Annotated in this window: 12 protein-coding genes; all 12 read right to left on the bottom strand. The window is 66.5% G+C overall.

Annotated features, from left to right (window positions below):
- Window positions 1-5 precede the first annotated feature (5 nt).
- Entirely contained in the window at window positions 6-734 is a 729-nt protein-coding gene (locus KYC_RS25825; protein ID WP_008168062.1) for an ABC transporter ATP-binding protein, read from the bottom strand.
- Window positions 731-1,534: an ABC transporter ATP-binding protein gene (locus tag KYC_RS25820; protein WP_008168059.1), complete on the bottom strand. Its 804-nt coding sequence runs from the start codon at window positions 1,532-1,534 to the stop codon at window positions 731-733. Before KYC_RS25820 ends, KYC_RS25825 begins: the two co-directional genes overlap by 4 nt.
- Window positions 1,531-2,619, bottom strand: coding sequence for an ABC transporter permease subunit (locus KYC_RS25815; RefSeq protein ID WP_008168057.1), 1,089 nt, complete (start codon window positions 2,617-2,619; stop codon window positions 1,531-1,533). The genes KYC_RS25820 and KYC_RS25815 overlap by 4 nt, the downstream gene beginning before the upstream one ends.
- A complete protein-coding gene (locus tag KYC_RS25810; RefSeq protein ID WP_420796129.1) occupies window positions 2,616-3,467 on the bottom strand; it encodes a branched-chain amino acid ABC transporter permease in 852 nt (283 codons plus the stop codon). The genes KYC_RS25815 and KYC_RS25810 overlap by 4 nt, the downstream gene beginning before the upstream one ends.
- Window positions 3,468-3,696: 229 nt before the next feature.
- Complete coding sequence (locus KYC_RS25805; protein WP_008168052.1) at window positions 3,697-4,842, bottom strand: branched-chain amino acid ABC transporter substrate-binding protein; 1,146 nt, start codon at window positions 4,840-4,842, stop codon at window positions 3,697-3,699.
- A 244-nt stretch (window positions 4,843-5,086) separates the two neighbouring features.
- Window positions 5,087-8,908 carry a trifunctional transcriptional regulator/proline dehydrogenase/L-glutamate gamma-semialdehyde dehydrogenase gene (putA, locus tag KYC_RS25800; protein WP_008168050.1) on the bottom strand — a complete coding sequence of 1,274 codons (3,822 nt, stop codon included), beginning with the start codon at window positions 8,906-8,908 and terminating at the stop codon, window positions 5,087-5,089.
- 172 nt (window positions 8,909-9,080) lie between these two features.
- Window positions 9,081-9,731: a PqiC family protein gene (locus tag KYC_RS25795; protein WP_008168047.1), complete on the bottom strand. Its 651-nt coding sequence runs from the start codon at window positions 9,729-9,731 to the stop codon at window positions 9,081-9,083.
- Window positions 9,732-9,785: 54 nt separating this feature from the next.
- The gene (locus tag KYC_RS25790) at window positions 9,786-11,450 is read right to left on the bottom strand and encodes a PqiB family protein (RefSeq protein WP_008168045.1); all 1,665 of its coding nucleotides are present in this window, start codon (window positions 11,448-11,450) and stop codon (window positions 9,786-9,788) included.
- A gap of 38 nt (window positions 11,451-11,488) precedes the next feature.
- The gene (locus tag KYC_RS25785) at window positions 11,489-12,805 is read right to left on the bottom strand and encodes a paraquat-inducible protein A (protein WP_008168043.1); all 1,317 of its coding nucleotides are present in this window, start codon (window positions 12,803-12,805) and stop codon (window positions 11,489-11,491) included.
- Window positions 12,806-12,809: 4 nt separating this feature from the next.
- Window positions 12,810-15,122: an ATP-dependent Clp protease ATP-binding subunit ClpA gene (gene clpA, locus KYC_RS25780; RefSeq protein ID WP_008168041.1), complete on the bottom strand. Its 2,313-nt coding sequence runs from the start codon at window positions 15,120-15,122 to the stop codon at window positions 12,810-12,812.
- Window positions 15,123-15,177: 55 nt separating this feature from the next.
- Entirely contained in the window at window positions 15,178-17,439 is a 2,262-nt protein-coding gene (pbpC, locus tag KYC_RS25775; protein WP_238531995.1) for a penicillin-binding protein 1C, read from the bottom strand.
- Complete coding sequence (locus KYC_RS25770; protein ID WP_420796128.1) at window positions 17,394-22,607, bottom strand: alpha-2-macroglobulin family protein; 5,214 nt, start codon at window positions 22,605-22,607, stop codon at window positions 17,394-17,396. Before KYC_RS25770 ends, pbpC begins: the two co-directional genes overlap by 46 nt.
- Between the last annotated feature and the right edge of the window lie 162 nt (window positions 22,608-22,769).

The following is a 22,769-nucleotide window of genomic DNA, read 5'->3' as shown; positions in this document are numbered from 1 at the left end:
TGCGGCTACTCGGTTTCGCCGAGATACGCCGCGCGCATCTTGGGATCGTGCAGCATGTCGCGAGCCGGGCCGGACAAGGTGATCTCGCCCGACTCCATCACGTAGCCGCGGTGGCTGTTTTCCAGCGCCAGCCGCGCGTTCTGCTCGATCAGCAGGATGGTCACGCCTTCGCTGGCGATCGTGCGCACCACTTCGAAAACCTTTTCCACCATCAGCGGCGCAAGGCCCATCGACGGCTCGTCAAGCAGCAGCAGCCTGGGGCGCGCGATCATGGCGCGGCCCATGGCCACCATCTGCTGCTCGCCGCCCGACAGCGTGCCGGCCGCCTGCTTGCGGCGTTCGGCCAGGCGCGGAAACAGCGTGAAGACGCGGTCGGTGTCCTGCCGGATCTGCGCGGCGTCGCGGCGGATGTAGCCGCCCATCGCCAGGTTTTCCTCGATGGTGAGCTGCCCGAAGATGCCGCGGCCTTCCGGCACCATGACCAGGCCCTTGCGGACCAGTTCATGCGACTTCTGGCCGCCGATAGATTGCCCCGCGTAGACGATTTCGCCGCCAGCCAGCGGCACCAGGCCGCAGATGGCGCGCAGCGTGGTGCTCTTGCCGGCGCCGTTGGCGCCGATCAGGCAGACCAGTTCGCCTTCGTCCACGCGCAGGTCGGTGCCGCGCACCGCGCGGATGCCGCCGTAGGACACCTGCAGGCCGCGCAGCTCCAGCAGGGGTTGGGATGCCGTCATGTTGCCTGGCCCTCGTTGTGGATGAGCGGGTCCTGGGCGGCGCCCGCGCCCAGATACGCTTCAATGACCTTGGGATCGCGCTGCACCTGGGCGGGCTTGCCCATCGCCAGCACTTTTCCGTACTCCAGCACCAGCACGCGATCGCACAGGCCCATGACGAGCTTCATATCGTGTTCGATCAGCAGCACCGTCACGCCGTCCGCGCGGATCTTCTCGACCAGCTTGCGCAGCACTACCGTTTCCGATGCATTCATGCCGGCGGCCGGCTCGTCCAGCGCCAGCAGCTTGGGATCCGTGGCGAGCGCGCGGGCGATCTCCAAGCGCCGCTGGTCGCCGTAAGGCAGCGAACGCGCGACGTCGTTGGCGCGATGGCCGATGCCGACGTAGTCCAGCAGTTCCTGCGCCCGCGCCTCGATAGCAGCCTCTTCGGCGCGCGTGGCGCGCGTGCGCAGCACGGCGCCAAACACGCCGGCCCTGGTGCGCATGTGGCGGCCGATCATCACGTTCTCAATGGCGCTCAGGTTGGCGAACAGGCGGATATTCTGGAAGGTGCGCGCCAAGCCGGCAAAGGCGACCTCATGCGGCTTCTTGCCCGTCATCGTTTCGCCATTGAAGGTGCAGGCGCCCTCTTCCGGAATGTAGAGGCCGGTCAGCACGTTGAAGAGCGTCGTCTTGCCCGCGCCGTTCGGACCGATCAGTCCGTAGATCTCGCCCTGCTCGATGTCGAAGCTGACGTCGGACAAGGCCTGCAGGCCGCCGAAGCGCTTGCCCAGTCCCTGGGCTTGCAGCAGTTTGCTCATGCCGCGCCTCCCTGCGTCTTGGTCACCAGTTCGCGCTTGCGCACCGCCGACGGCCACAGGCCCGCCGGACGGAACAGCATGACGCACACCATGGCCAGGCCGAACAGCAGCATGCGGATGCCTTCGGGATCCAGCACCACGGCGCCGAACACCATGTGCTGGATGGGTTCGACCACCGCGCGCAGGAATTCGGGCAGGGCTGCGAGGATCAGCGCGCCCAGGATCACGCCGGGGATGTGGCCCATGCCGCCCAGCACCACCATGCACAGGATGGAGATGGACTCCATGAGCGAGAAGCTCTCGGGACTGACGAAGCCCTGCATCGACGCGAACAGCGCGCCCGCCACGCCGCCAAACGACGCGCCCATCGCGAACGCCAGCAGCTTGATGTTGCGGGTATTGATGCCCATCGCCTTGGCGGCGATCTCGTCTTCGCGGATGGCTTCCCAGGCGCGGCCGATGCGGGAATTCTGCAGGCGCACGCAGACCACGATGATGATCAGCGTCAGCGCAAGCAGCAGGTAGTAGTACTTTTCCGGCCCCGTGAAACGGATGCCCAGCAGACTCTGCGTGCGGCCGAACGCGAACTCGCCCACCTTGAAGGTGTCGATGCGGTTGATGCCCTGCGGCCCGTTGGTGATGTTGAAGGGCGCATTCAGGTTGTTCAGGAAGATCCGGATGATCTCGCCGAACCCCAATGTCACGATAGCCAGGTAGTCGCCCCGTAATTTCAGCGTTGGCGCCCCCAGCAGCACCCCGAACAGGCACGCCACCGCCAGCGCGATCGGCAGGATGGCCCAGAACGGCAGATGCAGCCCGAAGTGCGGCGACGCCAGCAGCGCCCAGGTGTACGCGCCCACGGCGTAGAACGCGATATAGCCCAGGTCCAGCAAACCCGCGAACCCCACCACGATGTTCAGGCCCAGCGACAGCATCACGTACAGCAACGCGAAGTTCAGGATGCGCACCCAGCTCTGGCCGGCCATGCCGATCACGAAGGGCAGCACGGCCAGTACGATGCCGATGAGGGCGATGCCGATCAGGTTGCGGGTCGAGAAGCCGCTGTTCTTGAGAGTTGTGCTCATGCGCGATCTCCCACGCGTTCGCCCAACAGCCCCGAAGGACGGAAGATCAGCACCAGCACCAGCACGAAGAACGCGAACACGTCCTGGTAGTGGCTGCCGAGGAACCCGCCGGTCAGGTCGCCGATGTAGCCCGCGCCCAGCGATTCGATGATGCCCAGCAACAGGCCGCCGGCCATGGCGCCGACCAGGTTGCCGATGCCGCCCAGCACCGCCGCGGTAAAGGCCTTCAAGCCCAGCATGAAGCCCATGGTGTACTGCGACACGCCGTAATAGGTGGCGACCATCATGCCCGCCACGGCGGCCAGCGCAGAGCCGATCAGGAACGCCGCCGAGATCACGGTGTTGATGTTCACGCCCATCAGGCCGGCCACTTCACGGTTCTGCGCGGTGGCGCGCATCGCCGTGCCCAGCCGGGTCTTGTGCACCACGGCCAGCAGGCCGCCCATGATCAGCGCCGCGATCACGACGATGGCGATCTGCAGCGTGCTCATGCGCGCGCCCGCAAACTCAAACACCTGCGGCGACAGCACTTGCGGAAAGTTCAGGTAATTGCGGCCCCAGCCCATCATGGCCACGTTCTGCAGGATGATGGACACGCCGATGGCCGTGATCAGCGCGGCCAGGCGGGGCGCGCGCCGCAGCGGCCGATATGCCACGCGCTCGGCCGTCCAGCCCACCGCCATGCACAGCGGCACCGAGACCAGCAGGCCCATGCCCAGCACCACGAAGGCCGATGCGCCGGGATCGCCGCCCACCAGCGAAATGGCGATCGTCGTAGCCGCCATCGCGCCGATCATGACGACATCGCCATGCGCGAAGTTGATCAGCCCGATGATGCCGTACACCATGGTGTAGCCTAGGGCGACCAGGGCGTACACGCTGCCTAGCGTGACGCCGTTAATCAGTTGTTGAATGAAGATATCCATAGGGGCCGCTGAATAAGCCTGGAAATAATGCGCGTTGCGGCCAGGGCGCAAAGGCCTGGCTTGGCGTGCGCGCGCCGCGGCGCCGGACGGCGCCCGCGGACGGAGCGGGCGGACCTTGGCGCAGCCAGGATCCCCCCTCGTTCAACCCGCCTCAGTTGGCTTGGCTGACCATCGTTTCAACCATCTCCCACTTGCCGTTCTTGACTTCGTAGATGGTGACCGAGATTTCCTTCAGGTCGCCCTTGTCGTCATACGAGATGTGTTCGCTGGTGGCGCCCTTGCGGTTCAGCTTGGCGAGCGCCGGCAGGTATTTTTCGGGCTTGGCCGAACCGGCCTGCTCGATGGCCGTGATCATGTTCCACGCGCCGTCGTAGGCGTACGGCGCATAGACGCCGGGCGCCTTCTTGAAGCGCGTCTGGTACTTCTGTTCGAAGTCCTTGCCCGCGGCCATCTTGTCCAGCGGCACGCCCGCCAGCGATGCGTAGGTGCCGTCGGCGGCGTCGCCCGCCAGCTTGATGAAGGTGTCGCTGCGGGTCATTTCGCCCGAAACCAGCGGCGCCTTCAGACCGAGCGTGGCCAGTTGGCGCTTCATCGGGCCCGACTGCGCGTCCAGGCCGCCGTAGAAGATGGCGTCGGGCGCGGAGCCCTTGATGTTGGTCAGGATGGCCGTGAAATCGTTGGCCTTGTCGGTGGTGTATTCGCGGCGCACGACCTGGCCGCCGGCGGCCTTGACCGCCTTTTCGACCTCGTCGGCCAGGCCTTGGCCGTAGGCGGTGCGGTCGTCGATGATCGCGACCTTCTTGGCCTTCAGGTTTTCAACCATGAACTTGCCGACCGCGGCGCCCTGCTGGGTGTCGCTGGTCATCATGCGGAACGTGGTTTCGTAGCCTTGCTTGGTGTATTCCGGCGACGTGGCCATGGCGATCTGCGGCAGGCCCGCCTCATGGTAGACGCGCGAAGCCGGAATGGTGGTGCCCGAGTTGAAGTGCCCCAGGATGCCGACCACGTCCTGGTCGACGAGCTGCTGGGCGACCTGCACGCCGACGCGCGGATCGGCCTGATCGTCGCGCGACACCAGCACGAACTTGGCGGGCTGTCCGTCAACCTTGATGCCCTTCTTGTTGGCTTCTTCCAGGGCCAGATTCAGGCCATTTTGCATGTCCTCGCCGTAGTGGGACTGCGGACCGGTCAGCGGCGCGGCGAAGCCGAATTTGATGTCGGCGGCCTGGGCCGCGGCGGTCAAGCCGGCAGCAGCGATGCTGGCGGTAAGCAGCTTCAAAGTGGTGCGGAACTTCATGGGGGTCTCCTCCGAATAGGTCGGACTTAAGGCCTTGTCATACCTGAGCTTTTAGCCAGGCTTTTGGTTCTTTTTACTACCGCGGGCCCGGTGATCGCCAGGTCCCGCGTATGCATTTTCTGCAATGCCCGGCTGCCGGATTGCGACAGCCAGGCCAGAGGTGCGACCGGATTTTCGATCCAGTGCAACCCAGCCCGATATTAGAGATAACCCTTGGATGCCCAAGGGTTGCCCCAGGCGGGAACTACCCGATGGTCATGAGGCTGGCGTTGCCGCCCGCCGCTGCCGTATTCACGCTGATGGAGCGCTCCGTCAAAAGGCGTTCCGGCACGTAGGCGGCGCCTGCCGCCAGGGCGTCGGGCGTCAGGCCATGCACCGCCAGGATCGCGCCCGGGCGCTGTGCGATGCGCTGGTTCAGCGCCTGCAGCGCATCGCCGTCGCCTTCGAACAGCACGGCGTGGTAGTCCGCCTGGTCGACTTCGGCGTCAGCCAGGATGCCCGCCTGCCCCTGCTGCTCGGCGTCCAGGCCGGACAGCAGTTTCTGCGCCGCGGGGGTGTCGGCGAACCAGGCATGGTTGCCGGTCAACCGCGCGACAGACCACTGGGCCCGCGCGCCGGCATCGGTGGCCGCCACGCAGTACACCGCGCCGCGCGGCTCGACCATATAAGTGTTGGTCTCGCCCGTGGGCCCCGGCAGCGCGATCCGCTGCGGCAGCGGCGCCGCGGCGTCCAGCGCGGGCGGCAGGCCAGCCGGGCGCGTGCCCAACAGGCGGTACATGTACAACGGGCCGCCGGCCTTGGGGCCAGTGCCGGACAGGCATTCGCCGCCGAACGGCTGCACGCCCACCACCGCGCCCACGATGTTGCGGTTGACGTAAACGTTGCCGGCATGGACCTGGCCGGTCACATGGGCAATGGTCTCGTCGATGCGGGTATGCACGCCGAACGTCAGGCCATAGCCCGTGCCGTTGATGGCGTCGAGCAGCGCATCGAGCTCATCGCGCTGGTAGCGCACCACGTGCAGCACCGGGCCGAACACTTCGCGGGTCAGCTCGCTGATGTGGTCGATCTCGATGATAGTCGGCGGCACGAAGGTGCCGTGGCGGCATTCGCCGGCCAGTTCGACCTGGTCGACGCGATGGCCCGCAGTACGCATTGATTCGATGTGGCGCTGGATGCCGTTGCGCGCCTCGGTGTCGATGACCGGACCCACGTCCACCGAGAGGCGGTCGGGGTTGCCCACGGCGAGTTCGCGCATGGCGCCGCGCAGCATCGTCAGCACGTGGTCGGCGTTGTCGTCCTGCACGCACAGCACACGCAGTGCCGAGCAGCGCTGGCCGGCCGAATCGAAGGCGGAGCTGAGCACGTCGAAGACGACCTGCTCGGACAGGGCCGACGAATCCACCACCATGGCGTTCTGGCCGCCCGTCTCCGCAATCAACGGAATGGTGTGGCCGTCGTCGTCCAGGCGATCGGCCAGCGTGCGCGCGATGATGCGCGCCACATCGGTGGACCCCGTGAACATCACGCCGCGCACGCCCGGGTTGGCGACCAGCTGGGCGCCCACGGTCTCGCCGCGGCCCGGCAACAGCTGCACCGCGCCGGCGGGCACGCCCGCCGCGCGCAGGATGGCCACGGCCTGCGCCGCGATCAGCGGCGTCTGCTCGGCCGGCTTGGCCAGCACGGTATTGCCCGCGGCCAGCGCGGCCGCGACCTGGCCCGTGAAGATGGCCAGCGGGAAATTCCAGGGACTGATGCACAGCACGGTGCCCAGCGGACGGTGCGTGTCATTGCCGAACTCGCGCTCGGCCTGGTCGGCGTAGTAGCGCAGGAAGTCCACGGCCTCGCGCACTTCGGCAATGGCGTTGGGCAGCGACTTGCCGGCCTCGCGCACGATCAGGCCCAGCAGGGTCTGCATCTGCTCTTCCAGCAGCTGGGCGGCGCGGCGCAGGCACTGGGCCCGCTCGGCCACCGGCGTGGACTGCCAGATAGGCGCGGCGTTGGCGGCGGCGCGCAGGGCGAGTTCCGCCTCGTCGGCCTGGGCTTCGATCACGTGGCCCACCACGTCGCGCAGGTTGGCGGGGTTACGCACTTCGATGGCGCGGGCGGCGTCCCAGACGTCGCCGCCTTCGCCCAGCATGGGCGCGGCGCGCCAGGGCGTGCCCGCGCTGGCGAGCAGCGCAGCGGACAGCGAACCCAGGCGATGCTCGTTGCTCAGATCCAGGCCCGCGGAATTGGCGCGGGCGCCCTGCTGCGGATTGCCGTAGAGCTCGCGCGGCAAGGGTATCTTCTCGTGGGGCGCGCCCAGCGGGACGATGCGCGCGGCCGCTTCGACCGGATCGGCCACCAGCGTTTCGACCGGAATGCTGTCATCGCCGATCAGGTTCACGAACGAGGTGTTGGCGCCGTTTTCGAGCAGGCGGCGCACCAGGTACGCCAGCAGGGTTTCGTGCGTGCCGACCGGCGCGTAGATGCGGCACGGACGATTGAGCTTGCCCTGCGACAGCGCTCCGACAACTTCGTCGTACAACGGCTCGCCCATGCCGTGCAGGCATTGGAACTCGTACTGGCCCGGATAGTAGTTCTGGCCGGCCAGCTGGTAGATGGCCGACAGCGTGTAGGCGTTGTGCGTGGCAAATTGCGGATACACGGCCTCGGGCGCGCCCAGCAGCTTGCGGGCGCAGGCCAGGTAGGCCACATCGGTGTACACCTTGCGCGTATAGACCGGATAGCCTTCCAGGCCGTCCACCTGGGCGCGCTTGATCTCGCTGTCCCAGTAGGCGCCCTTGACCAGGCGCACCATCACGCGGTGGCGGCTGCGGCGGGCCAGGTCGATCACGTAGTCGATCACGAACGGCGCGCGCTTCTGGTAGGCCTGGATGACGAAGCCGATGCCGTTCCAGCCTTCAAGTTCCGGCGTAAAGCACAGCGCCTCCAACAGGTCCAGCGAGATCTCCAGGCGATCGGCCTCTTCGGCGTCGATGTTCAGGCCGATGTCGTAGCTGCGGGCCAGCGCCGTCAGCGCCTTCACGCGCGGCAGCAGTTCGGCCATGACGCGCTCGCGCTGAGCGCGCGAATAGCGGGGATGCAGGGCCGACAGCTTGATCGAGATGCCCGGCCCTTCATAGATGCCCCGGCCGGCGGCGGCTTTGCCGATGGCGTGGATGGCTTGCTCGTAGGACGCGTAATAGCGTTCGGCGTCCTCGGCCGTGGTGGCGGCCTCGCCCAGCATGTCGTAGGAATAGCGGAAGCCGCGGGATTCCATCTTGCGGTTGTTTGCCAGCGCTTCGGAAATGGTCTGGCCCGACACGAACTGTTCGCCCATCATGCGCATGGCCATGTTCACGCCCTTGCGCACCAGGGGCTCGCCGCCCTTGCCGATCAGGCGCGTCAGCGCCTTGGACAGCGACTGCTCGCTGCTCACGGCCACCAGCTTGCCGGTGATCATCAGGCCCCAGGTGGCGGCGTTCACGAACAGCGATTGCGAACCGCCCATGTGCGACTTCCAGTCGCCGCGCGCAACCTTGTCGCGGATCAGCGCGTCGCGGGTGGCGCGGTCGGGAATGCGCAGCAGCGCTTCGGCCAGGCACATCAGCGCCACGCCTTCCTGGCTGGACAGCGAGAACTCCTGGATCAGACCTTCCACGCCGCCGCCGCTGCGCTTGCCGCGCAGCTTCCTGACCAGGCCGGCCGCCATCGCATGCACCTTTTCCAGGTTGGGCATGCGGGCCTGGCCCAGCAACAGCGGGACGCATTCAGGTTCGGGCCGGCGGTAGGCCGCGGTGATGGCGGCGCGCAGCACGGACTGCGGCTGTACGTCCTGGCCAAACTCGTAAAACGGCGGGGTCGGCGCCAAATGGCCTTCGGCGTTGTCTTCCTCGGCGGCTGCATCGGCGCCCAAGTGGGACATCTCGGCGGGAAGATGGCCGCGCTCGATCTTGTCCAGGTAGGAAAGGATCGCCTGCTTATGCAGCCAGTGCGGCGTGCAGTTGAGCTTGTGGGCGGCGGCTTTCAGGCGGTCGCGGAGTGCGTCATCGACTTTGACGCCGAGGGTCGTGCTGGCCATAAGAGATTGCTTCCTGTCGCATGGCAAAGGTAACACTGGGCCCGAACGAAGCCCAGTATGGGTAGGACCGTATGCTAGACAGGTTGCAACCGCGTTTGTATTAAGGTTAACCCTAGGTTAAACCGGAGTTAACCGCTTGAGATCGCGGGGTTTATCCCGTACCGACCTAAATTCAGTCCTTCAGCGCGGAACATCCCATCATCTGTACCGAGGCGCTGCCGGCAGGCGACTGCCCCCGGATAGCCGAGGCCATCGCGCCGGCCAGGCTGACCACCGCCCGCTGCTGCGCGGCGATCAGGCTGGGCACCGCGTCATCCGACACCGGTTCGGTGACGACGCTGCGGCAGAGCAGGCCCGAGCCCTTCATATTGACCGGACGCACCCGCCACGTCGCGTCCAGCTGCGCCATGCTGCCGGACACCAGCTCGAACCGCTGCACGTCAGTCTGCACGCGCCAGACGGGCGCTCCCGGGCCGGGCTTGACCACCTGCACGTCCAGCGCGCCGAGCTCGCGTTTCAAGGCGTCCGACAAGGCGCCCCGCAGCTCATCGCCCAACGGCGAACTCCAGCGCTCGGAATACAGGGCCGACACGCTGCCGTCGCCGGTGCGCACCATGAGTTGAGGCTGATCGGCCTGGGTCGAAATGGAGACCGGCAGCACCTCGATCAGAAAGGACGCGGCCGGAGCGCCCTGCGCCGCCTGGCCTGCGGCGGGCGTTTGCAGCGTGTAGTAATGCACGGGCGGCGACGAACCGCAGGCCGCCAGCGCCCCGGCCAGGACCAGCGCCGCCAGAGCGGCTCGCGGCCGCGACGCGCCATTCATCGGGGACGGGGTTGCGACGCGGACGCAGCGTGAGAATCGGCTTTTCATGGGCATCTAGTTCCTGACAGGGCCAGCGCCGGGGATCGGATCCTCGCCCCGGCCGCGCAGCAAGGCTTCGGGATTGGATTGCAGGAAGTCGGCCAGCGCCCGCAGCGAGCGCGCCGCACGGCTCAGTTCCTGCATCGCCTTTTCCGCGTTGACCGGCAGCGACGCGTCCGAGGCCAGCATCGAATTGATGTTCGCCATCGACTCCTTGGCCTGCTTGAGCACCTTCTGCGCTTCGGGCGCCACCTGCTTGTCCAGGCGGTTCATCAGCTTGGAGGTGCTGGCCAGCGTGGTGCGCAGGTCGTCGCCGATCTTGTCGAACGGAATCTTCTCGATCTTGGCGACGATGTTGCTGACCTGTTGCTGCAGTTGGTCCAGATTGCCCGGCACCGTCGGAATCATCGCGGGCTCGGACATCTTGAATTCGACCGGCTTGGCATTGGGGAAGTCGTCCAGCACCACGTAGAGCTGGCCGGTCAGCAGGTTGGAGGTGCGCAACTGCGCCCGCAAGCCGTGCTTGATCATGACGCCCAGCAGGCGGCCGCCCGCCACATCGCCGTCCTTGAGGGCGCGCTCGCGCACTTCTTCGTACACCCGTCCCAGGCGTTCCGGGTACAGCGTGGCGTCCACCAGCGAATAGAAGCGCTTGGATTCCGGATCGAAGTCCAGCGTGATCTGCGTGACGTTGCCCAGCGTGATGCCGTTGAAATCAATGGGCGCGCCGACCGCCAGGCCGCGGATGGACTGGTCGTAACGCATGCGGATCGGGAAGGCTTCGCCGTCGGGATTGGCCTTGGCGGCCGCCTCGGTAGGGTACAGGTCGAAATTGGAATCGGCCGGCGCCTGCGCGCCGCCGTCGCGGACGGTCTGCACCGGCTCGAAGGCGACACCGCCCACGGCCATCGACACCAGCGACTGCGTGCGCACCTTCAGGCCGTCCGCGTTGACGCTGAAATCCACGCCGCTGGCGTTCCAGAAACGCGTGCCGTTGGTGACGAACCGGTCGTTGGGCGCATCGACGAACACCTCGACATTCACGGCGGCACCGTCCTTGTCCAGGGCATAGCCGATCACGCGGCCGACGTTGATGCGGCGGAAGTACACCGGTGAACCGATATCCAGCGACCCCAGGTCGGAGGCCCGGAGCTTGAAGCGCTTGCCTGCGCGGTCATGCGTGACGGCGGGCGGGACTTCGAGCCCTTCGAAGCTGCGCTTGGTGGCCCTGTTGGACTCGCCCTTACCCTCTTCCGCATCCACGCCGATGTAGGCGCCGGACAACAGCGTGCCCAGGCCGGACACGCCGCTGACGTCAAGGCGCGGCCGCACGACCCAGAAGTTCGTGCCTTCGCGCGCCAGGTCGGACACTTCCTTGGCCAGCTCGGCCTGCACGACCACCTTGCTGCGGTCGCTATTGAATCCGATGGACTTGACCGTGCCGATGTTCACGTCCTTGTAGCGGAGCTGGGTCTTGCCGACCTCAAGGCCTTCCGCGGTATTGAAGGAGATCGAGATATCGGGTCCGGCCTGCATCCACGTCCGAACGACCAGCGACAGCCCCATCAGCGCGGCAACCACAGGCACCAGCCAGATCCAGGAGACCCGGCTTTTCTGTTTGCGCGAGATCGAGGGCGACGCGTACTTCTCTTCACCAGATCCGGGTGCTTGCTCGGACATCTACTCTTCCTTTTATTGAGCGGGGAATAACGGCCTTCCTAGCCCATTTCCTTGCCGGCGACCTGCGCCGGCGAACGCCGGGCCTGCACCGGCGCTGATTCGATTTCGCTCTGGCCTTCAAGGTCCCAGCTGCGGCGAAGGTCGAAGCTCATGGCCGACAACATGGTCAGGATCACGACGACGCCAAACGCGGCGGCGCCTGCGCCCGCGCTGATTTCCATCAAGCCCTGAAAATCGGCCAGCGCCGCCAGCAATATAACGACAAATACGTCCAGCATTGACCACTGGCCGATGAATTCCACCATTTGATACAGACGCGTGCGCGGCCGCAGGTTGGTCGTGCTGCGCCACTGCTCCGTCAGCAGCAACAGAATAAGCGCAAGCAGCTTGGTCAGCGGCACCGCCACGCTGGCGATGAAGACGATCAGGGCGATATCCCAGGAACCCATTTCCCAGAGTTCCACCACGCCGCCCAGGATCGTGTGGGCGCTGTCGCCCAGCACCGAACTTACCTGCATCACCGGCAGCACATTGGCGGGTATGTAGAACACCACGGCGGCAAGCAGCAGCGCCCAGGCGCGTGCCCGGTGATCCGGCTTGCGCAAGTGCACCACCGCGTCGCATCGCACGCAATGATGGTGCGCTTCGGGATCGGCGTCGCGTGGAAGCGCCTGTACCTGCCCGCACACGTGGCAACTGGTCAGGACCACGTCCGGCCCGGCCTCCGGCACATGCACGGGCACCACGTCAACGCTTTCGGCGTAGCGCCATATCACGTGAGGCGACAGGCGGCCCAGCATGGTCAGCAGAATGGTCAGGACGCCGAACGCGCCCAGTCCGATGCCCGGCGATACGGCCGCCATGCCCGCCAGCTTGACCACGGCCACCAGCACGCCCAGCAGGAACACCGGGACCATGCACCACGGCCTGAGCAAGCCCAGCAGCCGCATGGCGCCGTGAAAGCCGGCCGGTTCACGGCCCTGCGACAGCGGCCCCAGGACCCAAAGCAACACCGAGAGCTGCAGCAGCGGCAGCCCAAAGCCGGCCAGGCCGGTCATGACGGCGACCACCCAGTGCCCCTGGCGCCAGGTGATGGAAATGGCATCCAGCAAGGACGCCTGCTGGACCATGCCCTGGACGGACATCGAAGCGACCGGGTAGGCGTTGGCCACCCCGAAGACGATCAGGGCGGAGATGGCGAGCGCCAGCCAATTGGACAAAGTAAGCCCGCTGTAGCGCCACAGGGTGGCGCCGCAGCGGGCGCAATTGGCGGTCTCGCCAGGTTCAAGCTGATGTCGGCGATAAATGCTCGCGCAGTGTTCGCACTCGATCAGCGGCTGGCGGTCCGCGGTCATCAGATTAGTCGACCAGTTCGACTTCCTGCTTGTCCGGCGCGTCCGATGACGGCGGCTTGCCGCTGTCGTCGAAGTCCAGCGTAACCTTGCCCGACTCGTCCAGGTCCACGGTGACCGAACCGCCGTCGACCAGCTTGCCGAAGAGCAGCTCGTCGGCCAGCGCGCGCCGGATGGTGTCCTGGATGAGGCGTTGCATGGGACGCGCGCCCATGAGCGGGTCGAACCCCTCCTTGGCAAGGTGTTCACGCAGGCGCGTGGTGAAGACGGCTTCCACGCGGCGCTCATGCAGTTGGTCTTCCAGCTGCATAAGGAACTTGTCCACGACGCGCATGATGACTTCGTGGTTCAGCGAGGCGAAGGGGATGATCGCGTCCAGGCGGTTGCGGAATTCAGGCGTGAACATGCGGCGGATTTCCGCCATTTCGTCGCCCACCATGCGCGAATTCGCAAATCCGATCGACGGACGATTCAAGGTCTCGGCGCCCGCGTTGGTCGTCATGATGAGGATGACGTTGCGGAAGTCGGCCTTGCGCCCGTTATTGTCGGTTAGGGTGCCGTGGTCCATGACCTGCAGCAGGATGTTGAAGACATCCGGGTGCGCCTTTTCGATTTCATCGAGCAGCAGCACGCAATGCGGCTGCTTGGTGATGGCCTCGGTGAGCAGCCCGCCCTGGTCGAACCCTACGTATCCCGGCGGCGCGCCGATCAGGCGCGACACCGCGTGGCGTTCCATGTATTCCGACATGTCGAAGCGCAGCAGTTCCACGCCCAGTGTGAAGGCGAGCTGGCGGGCGACTTCGGTCTTGCCCACGCCGGTGGGACCCGACAGCAGGAAGGCGCCGATCGGCTTTTCCGGCTTGCCCAGGCCCGAGCGCGCCATCTTGATGGCGGCCGACAGCGCATCAATGGCGCCGTCCTGGCCGAACACCACCGTTTTCAGGTCGCGGTCCAGCGTGGCGAGCTTGCTGCGGTCGTCGTTGGAGACGGACTGCGGCGGAATGCGCGCGATCTTGGAGACGATGTTCTCGATATCGACCTTGCCGATCACCTTCTTCTGGCGCGAACGCGGCAGCAGGCGCTGGGCGGCGCCGGCCTCGTCGATGACGTCGATGGCCTTGTCGGGCAGATGGCGGTCATTGATGAAGCGGGCCGAAAGCTCGGCGGCGGCCGACAGCGCGGCAGCCGAATAGCGCACGCTGTGGTGCTCTTCGAAGCGGCTCTTCAGGCCGCGCAGGATCTGCACGGTCTGTTCGATGCTGGGTTCGGGCACGTCGATCTTTTGGAACCGGCGCGACAGGGCGTGGTCTTTTTCGAAGACGCCGCGGTATTCGGTGTAGGTGGTCGCGCCGATGCACTTGAGCTGCCCGGACGACAAAGCCGGCTTGAGCAGGTTGGAGGCGTCCAGCGTGCCGCCCGAGGCCGAGCCGGCGCCGATCAGCGTATGGATTTCGTCGATGAACAGTATGGCGTCGGGGTTGCCGCGGATCTGCTTGAGCACGCCCTTCAGGCGCTGTTCGAAGTCGCCGCGGTACTTGGTGCCGGCCAGCAGCGCGCCCATGTCCAGCGAATAGACCTGGGCGGCCTGCAGGACTTCGGGCACTTCGCCGCGCGTGATGCGCCAGGCCAGGCCTTCGGCGATGGCGGTCTTGCCGACACCGGCTTCGCCGACCAGCAGCGGATTATTCTTGCGGCGGCGGCACAGCACCTGGATGACGCGCTCGACTTCGTGCTCGCGGCCGATCAGGGGGTCAATGCGGCCCGCAAGCGCGGCGGCGTTTAGGTCGGTGGCGTACTGATCCAGCGGCGACTGGCGGGAGTCGCCCTGCTCTTCGCCATTAGGCTGTTGCTCTTTCTGCACGGCGGCGGACTCCACCTGCGGCTGTTTGGTAATGCCATGAGACAGGAAATTGACGACGTCCAGCCGCGTCACGCCCTGCTGTTGCAGGTAATAAACGGCATGCGAGTCTTTTTCGCCAAAAATGGCCACCAGCACGTTGGCGCCGGTAACGGGCTTCTTGCCCGTTCCGCCGGCCGAAACATGCATGATCGCGCGCTGGATAACGCGCTGGAAACCCAATGTCGGTTGCGTGTCGACTTCGGCGCCGCTGGGAATCACCGGAGTGTTTTCCGAAACGAACTGGCGCAGGTTGCGGCGCAAGTCGTCAAGGTTGGCGGCGCATGCGCGCAGAACCTCGACTGCCGAAGCGTTGTCGAGCAACGCCAACAGCAGATGCTCGACGGTAATAAATTCGTGCCGGGCCGAACGGGCCTCGACGAAAGCCATATGCAGGCTGACTTCAAGCTCTTGAGAAATCACGCTTCCTCCGTAACGCATCGAAGCGGGCAAATACACGATTCATATTCTATGCCGATCATGGCGTAACGCCAGCGATTTCAAAAACCACGCTGTCGTGGCGGCCATGTGTATCCATGACGGTTAGCGTATACCGACCGTCCCGCGCCAGCACCAAATTAAACGGATGACCCGCCTGACCGTGACTCGCGACACGGCCATCGAGCATCCACCATACTTCGCCTTCTGCGCCCTGGACGTCCACGTCCACCGCCACCTGGCGCATGCCGGGCACGGGCCGCAGCACCGAGCCGCTGGCGACGCCCCCCAGGCGCAAGGGCCCCTTGGCGGCATCGGCGTAGCCCGCGAACGACGGCGGCGCCGTATCGTTGAGCGTCCAGGCCGCACGCTGTTCGGGACACGTTCCCGAGGGCACGCTACCCAGCCGGTAACCCAAGGGCCAGCACGTCACGGCCGCCTGCACCGTTTCGGGCTTGACGCGGACCTGCTGGGCGCCTTCCGGCAACGCCGACACGATGTCCTGCAGTAGCGGCGCCGCCACATTCGCCCCGAAAAACCCCGGGTTCGGCGTGCCGTCCGGGCGTCCTACCCAGACGCCGATCGTCCATCTGTCGGTCACTCCGACGGCCCAGGCATCCCGAAATCCGAAACTGGTCCCGGTTTTCCAGGCCAGTTGCCGCCCGGGACTGCCCGGCTGATAGAACGGGCGGTCGGGGTGACCGCCGCCTTCCAGGATATCTCGAACGATCCAGGCCGCACCAGGACTCATCATACGGGACTCGACCCTGGGCTGCTCCGCCCTGAGCCGCGGCCGCCCCGAGACGCCGCCACGGGCCAGCGCGCGATAAGCGCCGACCAGTTCTTCCAATGTGGTGCCGCCCCCGCCCAAAATCAAGCTCAAATTCGGTTCCGCGCCAGCGGGCAAACGTAACTTGACCCCGCCCGACAGCATGACCGAGGCAAAACTGACGGGGCCGACGCGGTCCAGCAGGTCCACCGCCGGCACGTTCAGCGACCGCTGCAAGGCCTGCGCCACACTGATCGGGCCGGAGAAAGCCGCCTGGAAATTGCCCGGCGCGTAGCCGCCGAACGACATCGGCGCGTCGATCAGCAGGCTTTCCGAATGGATCAGCCCTTCGTCCAGGGCCTGGGCATACAGGAACGGCTTGAGCGTGGAACCCGGCGACCGCACGCCCCGCACCATGTCCACATGGGCGTAGCGGGTATCGTCGGAGAAGTCCGCAGACCCCGCGTAGGCCTTGATCTCCAGGCTGTCGTTGTCCATCACCAACACCGCCATCGACACCTTAGGCGGCAGACCATCGACCCGGTCCAGCAGCATTTGCTCCACCGAGGCCTGCATATCCGCGTCCAGCGTGGACGTCACCAGCGGCGGCCGCACGCCCGGACGGCGCGCGCCGGGCGCGGCGCCCGCCTCCTGCAGAAGCCGCTGCGCCGCCAGGGGCGCCAGCCAACGCGCCCGCAGCGGCGGAGCGATCACCGTTTCGATCTTGGCGTCCGCCACTTTTTCCGGCGTCCAGCGGCCCAGTTCGGCCATGCGGTCCAGCACCTTGTCGCGCGCGGCCTGCGCGGCTTCGGGATGGCGGTCGGGCCGCAGCCGCGAAGGCGCCTGCGGCAAAGCAGTCAGCATGGCGGCCTCGGCCGGACCGAGGTCGCGGGCCGGCTTGCCCAGCCAGAGCCGCGATCCCATCTCCACCCCCTCCACGATGCCGCCCATGGGGGCATGCGTCAGATAGAGCGACAGGATTTCATCCTTGCTGTAGTGCATCTCGAGCTGCACGGCCCGCCAGGCCTGACGCAGCTTGGCGGACATCGAGCGCGACGGCTTGCCGGCAAGCTGGGGGTCGATGAGCCGCGCCACCTGCATGGTCAATGTCGATCCGCCCGACACGATCCGGCGGTTGGTGGCCCACTGCCAGCCCGCGCGCGCAAGCGCCACCGGGTTCACCCCGGGATGCCAGTAGAACCAGCGGTCCTCATAGGTCAGCAGCGTTTCCAGATACGGTTTCGACACCTGGTCCGGCGTGACCGGGTAGCGCCAGATGCCGTCGCGGCTGGGATAGTTGCGCAGCGGCGTGCCGTCGTCGGCGACGACCACCGCCGCCCCGCCCGAATCAATGGGCGGCAGCGGATACAGGCGATCCAGCGCGAATAGCAACGCGGCCAGCGCTGACAACGCGCTGGCCGCGAGGATCCCGCGCCGCCGCCAGCGGCGGGCGCGCGCGGCGCCCGCCGTTGCAGCGACATCGGGGTTCAAGGACGCTTGGCGCCGCGATCCCGGATTTCGACCGTGCTCCATTGCTCACCTACACCCCGGATTTCCGGGCGATACATGTCTTCGGCCACCGTCGACGGCACCGCATAGCGGCCCGGCGTGACGACACGCACCAGATAGAACACGTCCACCTTGCCGCGGCCCAGCGACACTGCGGCCACGTAGCGGTCGTCGCGGAATTCGCGATGCTTGATGTTGGAATCGGACATGGCGTCGGCCACGCGGCGTCCGCCGATCCTCCAATCCTGCATCTCGGGGCTTTGCGACAGGTTCAGGTTCTCGACCTCGAAACCGGCCGGCACGCGATCCACCAGCAGCCCGTCAGGGATATTCTGATTGGCGCTGGCCTGCACCCACACCACCAGCATATCGCCGGTCTGCAACGTGCCGCCGTCCCAAGGCTTGCCGTCCGGGCGATACCAGCCGCGCTTGAGCTGGATGACGTCGTTGCGCGGCGCGGGCGTGGCGGTCGGGCTGCCCTGGATGTCGTATTCGACGAACAGCGATTGGCTACCCGTGTTCTGGAGCTGCGTGTTCGCCAGGTCGGCCGCCGTCAGCGCCACAGTCTGGTCGCTCTTGCCGCCCGACAGCGGCTTGCGCTGGCCGTTGACCGTCAGCGCCGCTTCCCACGGCGTGTTCTTGCTGCCGCCGGCGGCGCGGGCTGCCAGCAACAACGCCATCTGTTCCTGGGTGGACAGATAGGAGCGGTTGCCCAGGCGGCTCGACAGCTGCGTCAGCAGATTCTCGCTGCGCTCGTGGCGAAGCTCGTACTGGTCGACCAGCGCATAGGCAAGCGCATAGTCGCGCACGCTGCTGCCGTAGTCGCCCATCCACTCGTCGTAGTAGGCGCTGTTGCGGTTGTTGATGTTGATGCCGTAGGCGCGATTCATCGCCAGATCGAGCGCCTGCTTCATGCGCCCTTCGTCGCCCATCAGCTTGAAGGCGGCGGCCAGCTGCACCAGCGGCAACGGCGAGCGCGCGCGCTCCTGGTAGTTGTCGAAGATCTGGCGCACGGTCGACAGCGGCGCCTTCTTGTCGCGCGCCAGCACCAGCGCGGCGGTGGCCAGGCCGGCAAAGCGGCGGTGGTCTTCGCGCAGGATGTTGGCGTCGCCGCTGTCGATGCGGCCCGCGTCGACGTTGCGGCGCAGGTTTGCCGACCACGTGCCGAAGCCGCCCGTGCCCTGCTGCACCTGTTCGAGCAGCCAGGTCCGGGAACGGTCCAGCGTGGCTTCCTGCACCTCGAAGCCCTTGTCGCGCGCATCTTGCATGAAGCCCACGGCGTAGGCCGTCAGCCACACGTCGCGAGACGACGAGCTGCTCCACAGGTTATAGGAGCCCACGGCGTTGCGCATGCCTGCCAGGCGGCCGAGCGCGCCCGCCACCTTGGCCTCGCGTTCAGCCTGCGTGCGCGGCTTGAGACCGAACTGCTTGGCCGCGTCTTCGTCCAGCATCACCCACGGCAGGGTCGCGCTGATGGTCTGCTCGGTGCATCCGTACGGATAGTTGAGCAGGCCCTCGACCAGACGGTTGACGTTGAACGGCGGGCGGTTCGACACCGTCAGGCTGACGGTCGTGGAATCCGGATAGTAGGACGCCACCCACGAGGCCTGCGGCGACTGCGTTTCGCCGGGGTTCAGGCGCAGGCGACGAACCTGACGCTCGGGCGCATGGGCAGGCTGCACCTGCAGCACCGATTCGCGCACGATATGCACCGGCTTGGCGCCGCCCTGCCCGTCCACGGTCAGGCGCATCAGGCCCAGGCCGTACGAGCCCGTGGTGGTCGCGGTAAAGCGCAGCGTGGTCCGTTGCTTGTCCTTGAGGGTAATGGTGCGCACGCCGTCGATGATGGCCAGCGGATCCAGCGCTTCCAGCTTGACCGACACCTTCTGTTCGGCGCCGCTCAGGTTGGTCACGTCCAGCGCGATGGCGGCCTGGTCGCCCGGCGTGATGAAGCGCGGGGTATTCAGTTCAGCCACTATCGGGGCCGCCACCACCATTTCGGCGTCGGTGCTGCCGTAGTTGTCCGGCGTAAAGGCCACGGCCATCAGGCGCAGCGTGCCGTTGAAGTCGGGCAGGTCCAGCGGAATGTCCGCCTCGCCTTGAGCGTTAAGCGCCACCGGGCCGGAGAACAAGTCCACCAGCTTGACCTTCTTGGGCAGGCTCTTGCTGTCGCCGCGCATCGCGGCGTCGCCGCCCCACTTCAGCTTGCCCTTGGTGCCGTCCATCTTCTCGATCAGCTTGCCGTACATGTCCAGCAGTTCGGGCGCGTAACGGTGCTTGCCAAAGAAGTAGTCCAGCGGATCGGGCGTGGCGTACTGGTTGATGTTCAGGATGCCGACGTCCACCGCGGACAGCGTGACGGTGGCCTGCTTGCCCTGGGCGCCGTCCACCTTGACGCGCACGGTCGTTTTGGTCTCGGGCACCACCTTCTGCGGGGCGGTGAGCTTGACGTCCAGCTTGCGGTCGGCGCTGGCGATCGGCAGGAAAGCCAGGCCCAGCGCGCGGGCCGGCGTGACGCGGTCGCCCTCGCTGCCCGGGCGGAACACTGCCGCGGCGACGTACAGGTCGTGGCGCTTCCAGTCCTTGTCGACGGGAATCTCGACTTCCGTGCCGGTCGCCTTCACCGCGACCCACTTGGACCACAGCATGCGGTCGCCTTCGACCGTGATCAGCGCCTGGCCGTCATGCGGCGGCGTGAGGGTCAGCTTGACGCTGTCGCCCGGCTTGGCCGGCACGCCCTCGAGCTTCATCTGCACGCGGTCCGGCCGATTGCCCATGGCATCGGCGTCCTGAGCATTCCAGCCCGCATAGAAGCGGTAGCGCATGGTTTCGCCGGTTTCCGGATCGGAAATCTCCAGGCGATAGCGGCCCCACTTGACCGCCACGGTGAGCTGGGTGCGGTCTTTCAGCGCGATCTCGCGCGAATCCACCAGTTCCTCGGTCTCGGTATAGCCGCTGTTCCAGCCGCGCTGATCGTCGAAACGCCAGTAGTACTGACGTTCTTCGCGGAACAGGCGCATCTGGGCCTGGGCCAGCGGTTCGATCTTGCCATCGGCGTTCGCGCGGATCACTTCAAAGGCGGCGGGCGCGCTTTCGCGGGTCACGTCGCTGTCGAACTGCGGCCGCACCCCGATCAGCTTGCTGGCGGGCCAGACGCTGCGCTCGATCGAACGCACTACCGGGCGGCCGCCGGATTCCAGCAGGCTGGCCGACACCCGGACCTTCATCGGCGAATGCGCGCCGTCCGCGTTCGGATTGACTTCCAGTTGGGCGTAGCCCTTGCTGTCCAGCGCCGCCTCGGGCAATTCGCCGAAGCTGCGGCGCGTGTCGTCCGCCACGTCGCCGAAGATGAAGCCGGGCCATTGCTGGGCCAGCGCATATCGGTCGCGCTTGACCTGGAACGTCGCCAGCAGGCGATTGCCCGCCGCGGGCGCGCCGTACAGGTAGTCGCCCTGCACGTCCACCGTCAGTTCCTCGTTGGGCGACAGCACCTGCTGCCCGGACGTCAGCGTCATCTTCATGCGCTCGGGCAGGAATTCCTCGACCTGGAATTTCCAGGACGCGTCCGCCGCTTTCGAGGCGGGATCGACCCGCAGCTCCAGCAGCCACGTGCCGGTCTGCGCGTCCAGCGGCAGGTCGATCGCGCGCTCGACATAGCCGGGCAGATCTTTCCTGGGCTGCCACAGCGCCGTCTGGACGGTGCGGCCGTCGGGACGCTTCAGGGTTGCGGTCAGGGGCGACGGCGTCAGGACGCGGCCGTCCAGGTCGCGCGGCAGCACCGACACGTTGAAGGTTTCGCCGGGGCGGTAGAGATTGCGGCCGGCATAGACGAAAAGATTATTGGCGCGCGATGCGTGGCCGCCGGTGTCGAATTCGGACAGGTCGAGCGCGGGTTCGCCCAACGCCAGGACCGTCATTTCCTTGTCACGCGACGCGCGAATGACCCGCGCGTTGGCAAAGCTGCCATCGAAGCGGACGTGGCCCTGCGCATCGGCGGCGGCCTTGGCCAGCGACTTGCCCGCGCCGTCCACCAGTTCGAACACCGCGCCAGAAATCGCCTGGCCCGACTTCAACGACACCGAATAGGCCTCGATGCGGTCGCTGTAGCGACGCGCATGCAGCCCGATGTCGCTGACATAGAAATACGTGACCTGGTATTCGTATCGGAAACGGCCGGGCTGGCTCATGACCGCGACGTAGATGCCGGGCTCCTGCAATTCCTTGATGCCTTCGACCGGCAGGAACGTGACGTGGCGGCGATTGGGCTTGTCGTCGGTGACGAAGCGGCCCTGGTAGACGCTGGTCGTGAGCGTGTTGAGCCGGTCCAGATCCCAATTGCTGACCGAGCCCTTCAGGCTGCGGTTACCGGCGTAGCGCCAGTCGTTTTCGTCATAGTCGCCACCGTCATCGTCTTCCGCCTGGGCGGCGCTGCGGCCGACGCCCAGCACGGTTTCAAACAGTTCGGGCACACGCTCGGGGGACACGCGCAGGAACTGCACGTCCACCTCGGGCACGTTCACCGTGGCGACGGGCAGGCCGCCATTCTGGCCGGCCGGCAGCACCACGCCGCGGCTGGCGAAATAGAACGAAGGCGGCATGGCCTGCGTGCTGACGTCGCAATGCGAGGCTTCGGCCAGCGCGACCTTATCGCCTGCGCCGGGCAGGCCCGAGCGCACCGTGATCGAGTAGGAGCGCTGCGGCTGCACGTAAGGAAAGTAGACGACGCGCGGGTTGTCGCCGACAACCCAGTTGCCCTTGACGATCTTGCCCTTGGGCGCGGAATCGCCCGGCCGGACCGAGGCCGGCTGCTGGCCCGCGGAGGCGGCCGATTCGCTGTCCTGGTCGGACTTGCCGACGGTCGATCCCGTGTCCGTGACCTGCAGGAAGGAATCCAGATTGGCCTTGGCATCGACCGGCTGGGTGAAGGTCACGGCCAGAGATAGCGCGTCGTTAAATTGACGCGGCTGGCAGTTCAAGGCCGCGAAAGGATCGGCGTTGCCGACCACGGCGCTGGCGGGCAACGCCGGCGTGCCTGCTTGCTGAGCGGCGCCCGCCGCTGCCTGCGCGACCGGAGCGGGCGCCGGATTCACCGGTTGGCGCTCCTTGCCCATCCACCAGCCCACGCCGATGGCGCCGGCCAACACCGCGACACCTGCTACCGCCAGCCAGGTCTTGCTGATCTTTCCACTCACGGCCAACCTCCCCGCCTTACTAGAATGCAACGCTCCTTAGCGGCGGAGCTGCCGACCCGACGTGCGCCGCGCGCTTCCCGTTGCGCGGCCAGGACCTGTCGACCCTGAAACCCACCAGACAGTGGGCAGCACAACGCCGCCATTGCTGGCGGCGTTGTTTCT

It is taken from the genome of Achromobacter arsenitoxydans SY8, assembly GCF_000236785.1.
Taxonomy (GTDB): Bacteria; Pseudomonadota; Gammaproteobacteria; order Burkholderiales; family Burkholderiaceae_B; genus Achromobacter; species Achromobacter arsenitoxydans.
The sequence above is the reverse complement of the archived record's forward strand: the minus strand, read 5'-3'. Positions and strand labels throughout refer to the sequence as shown.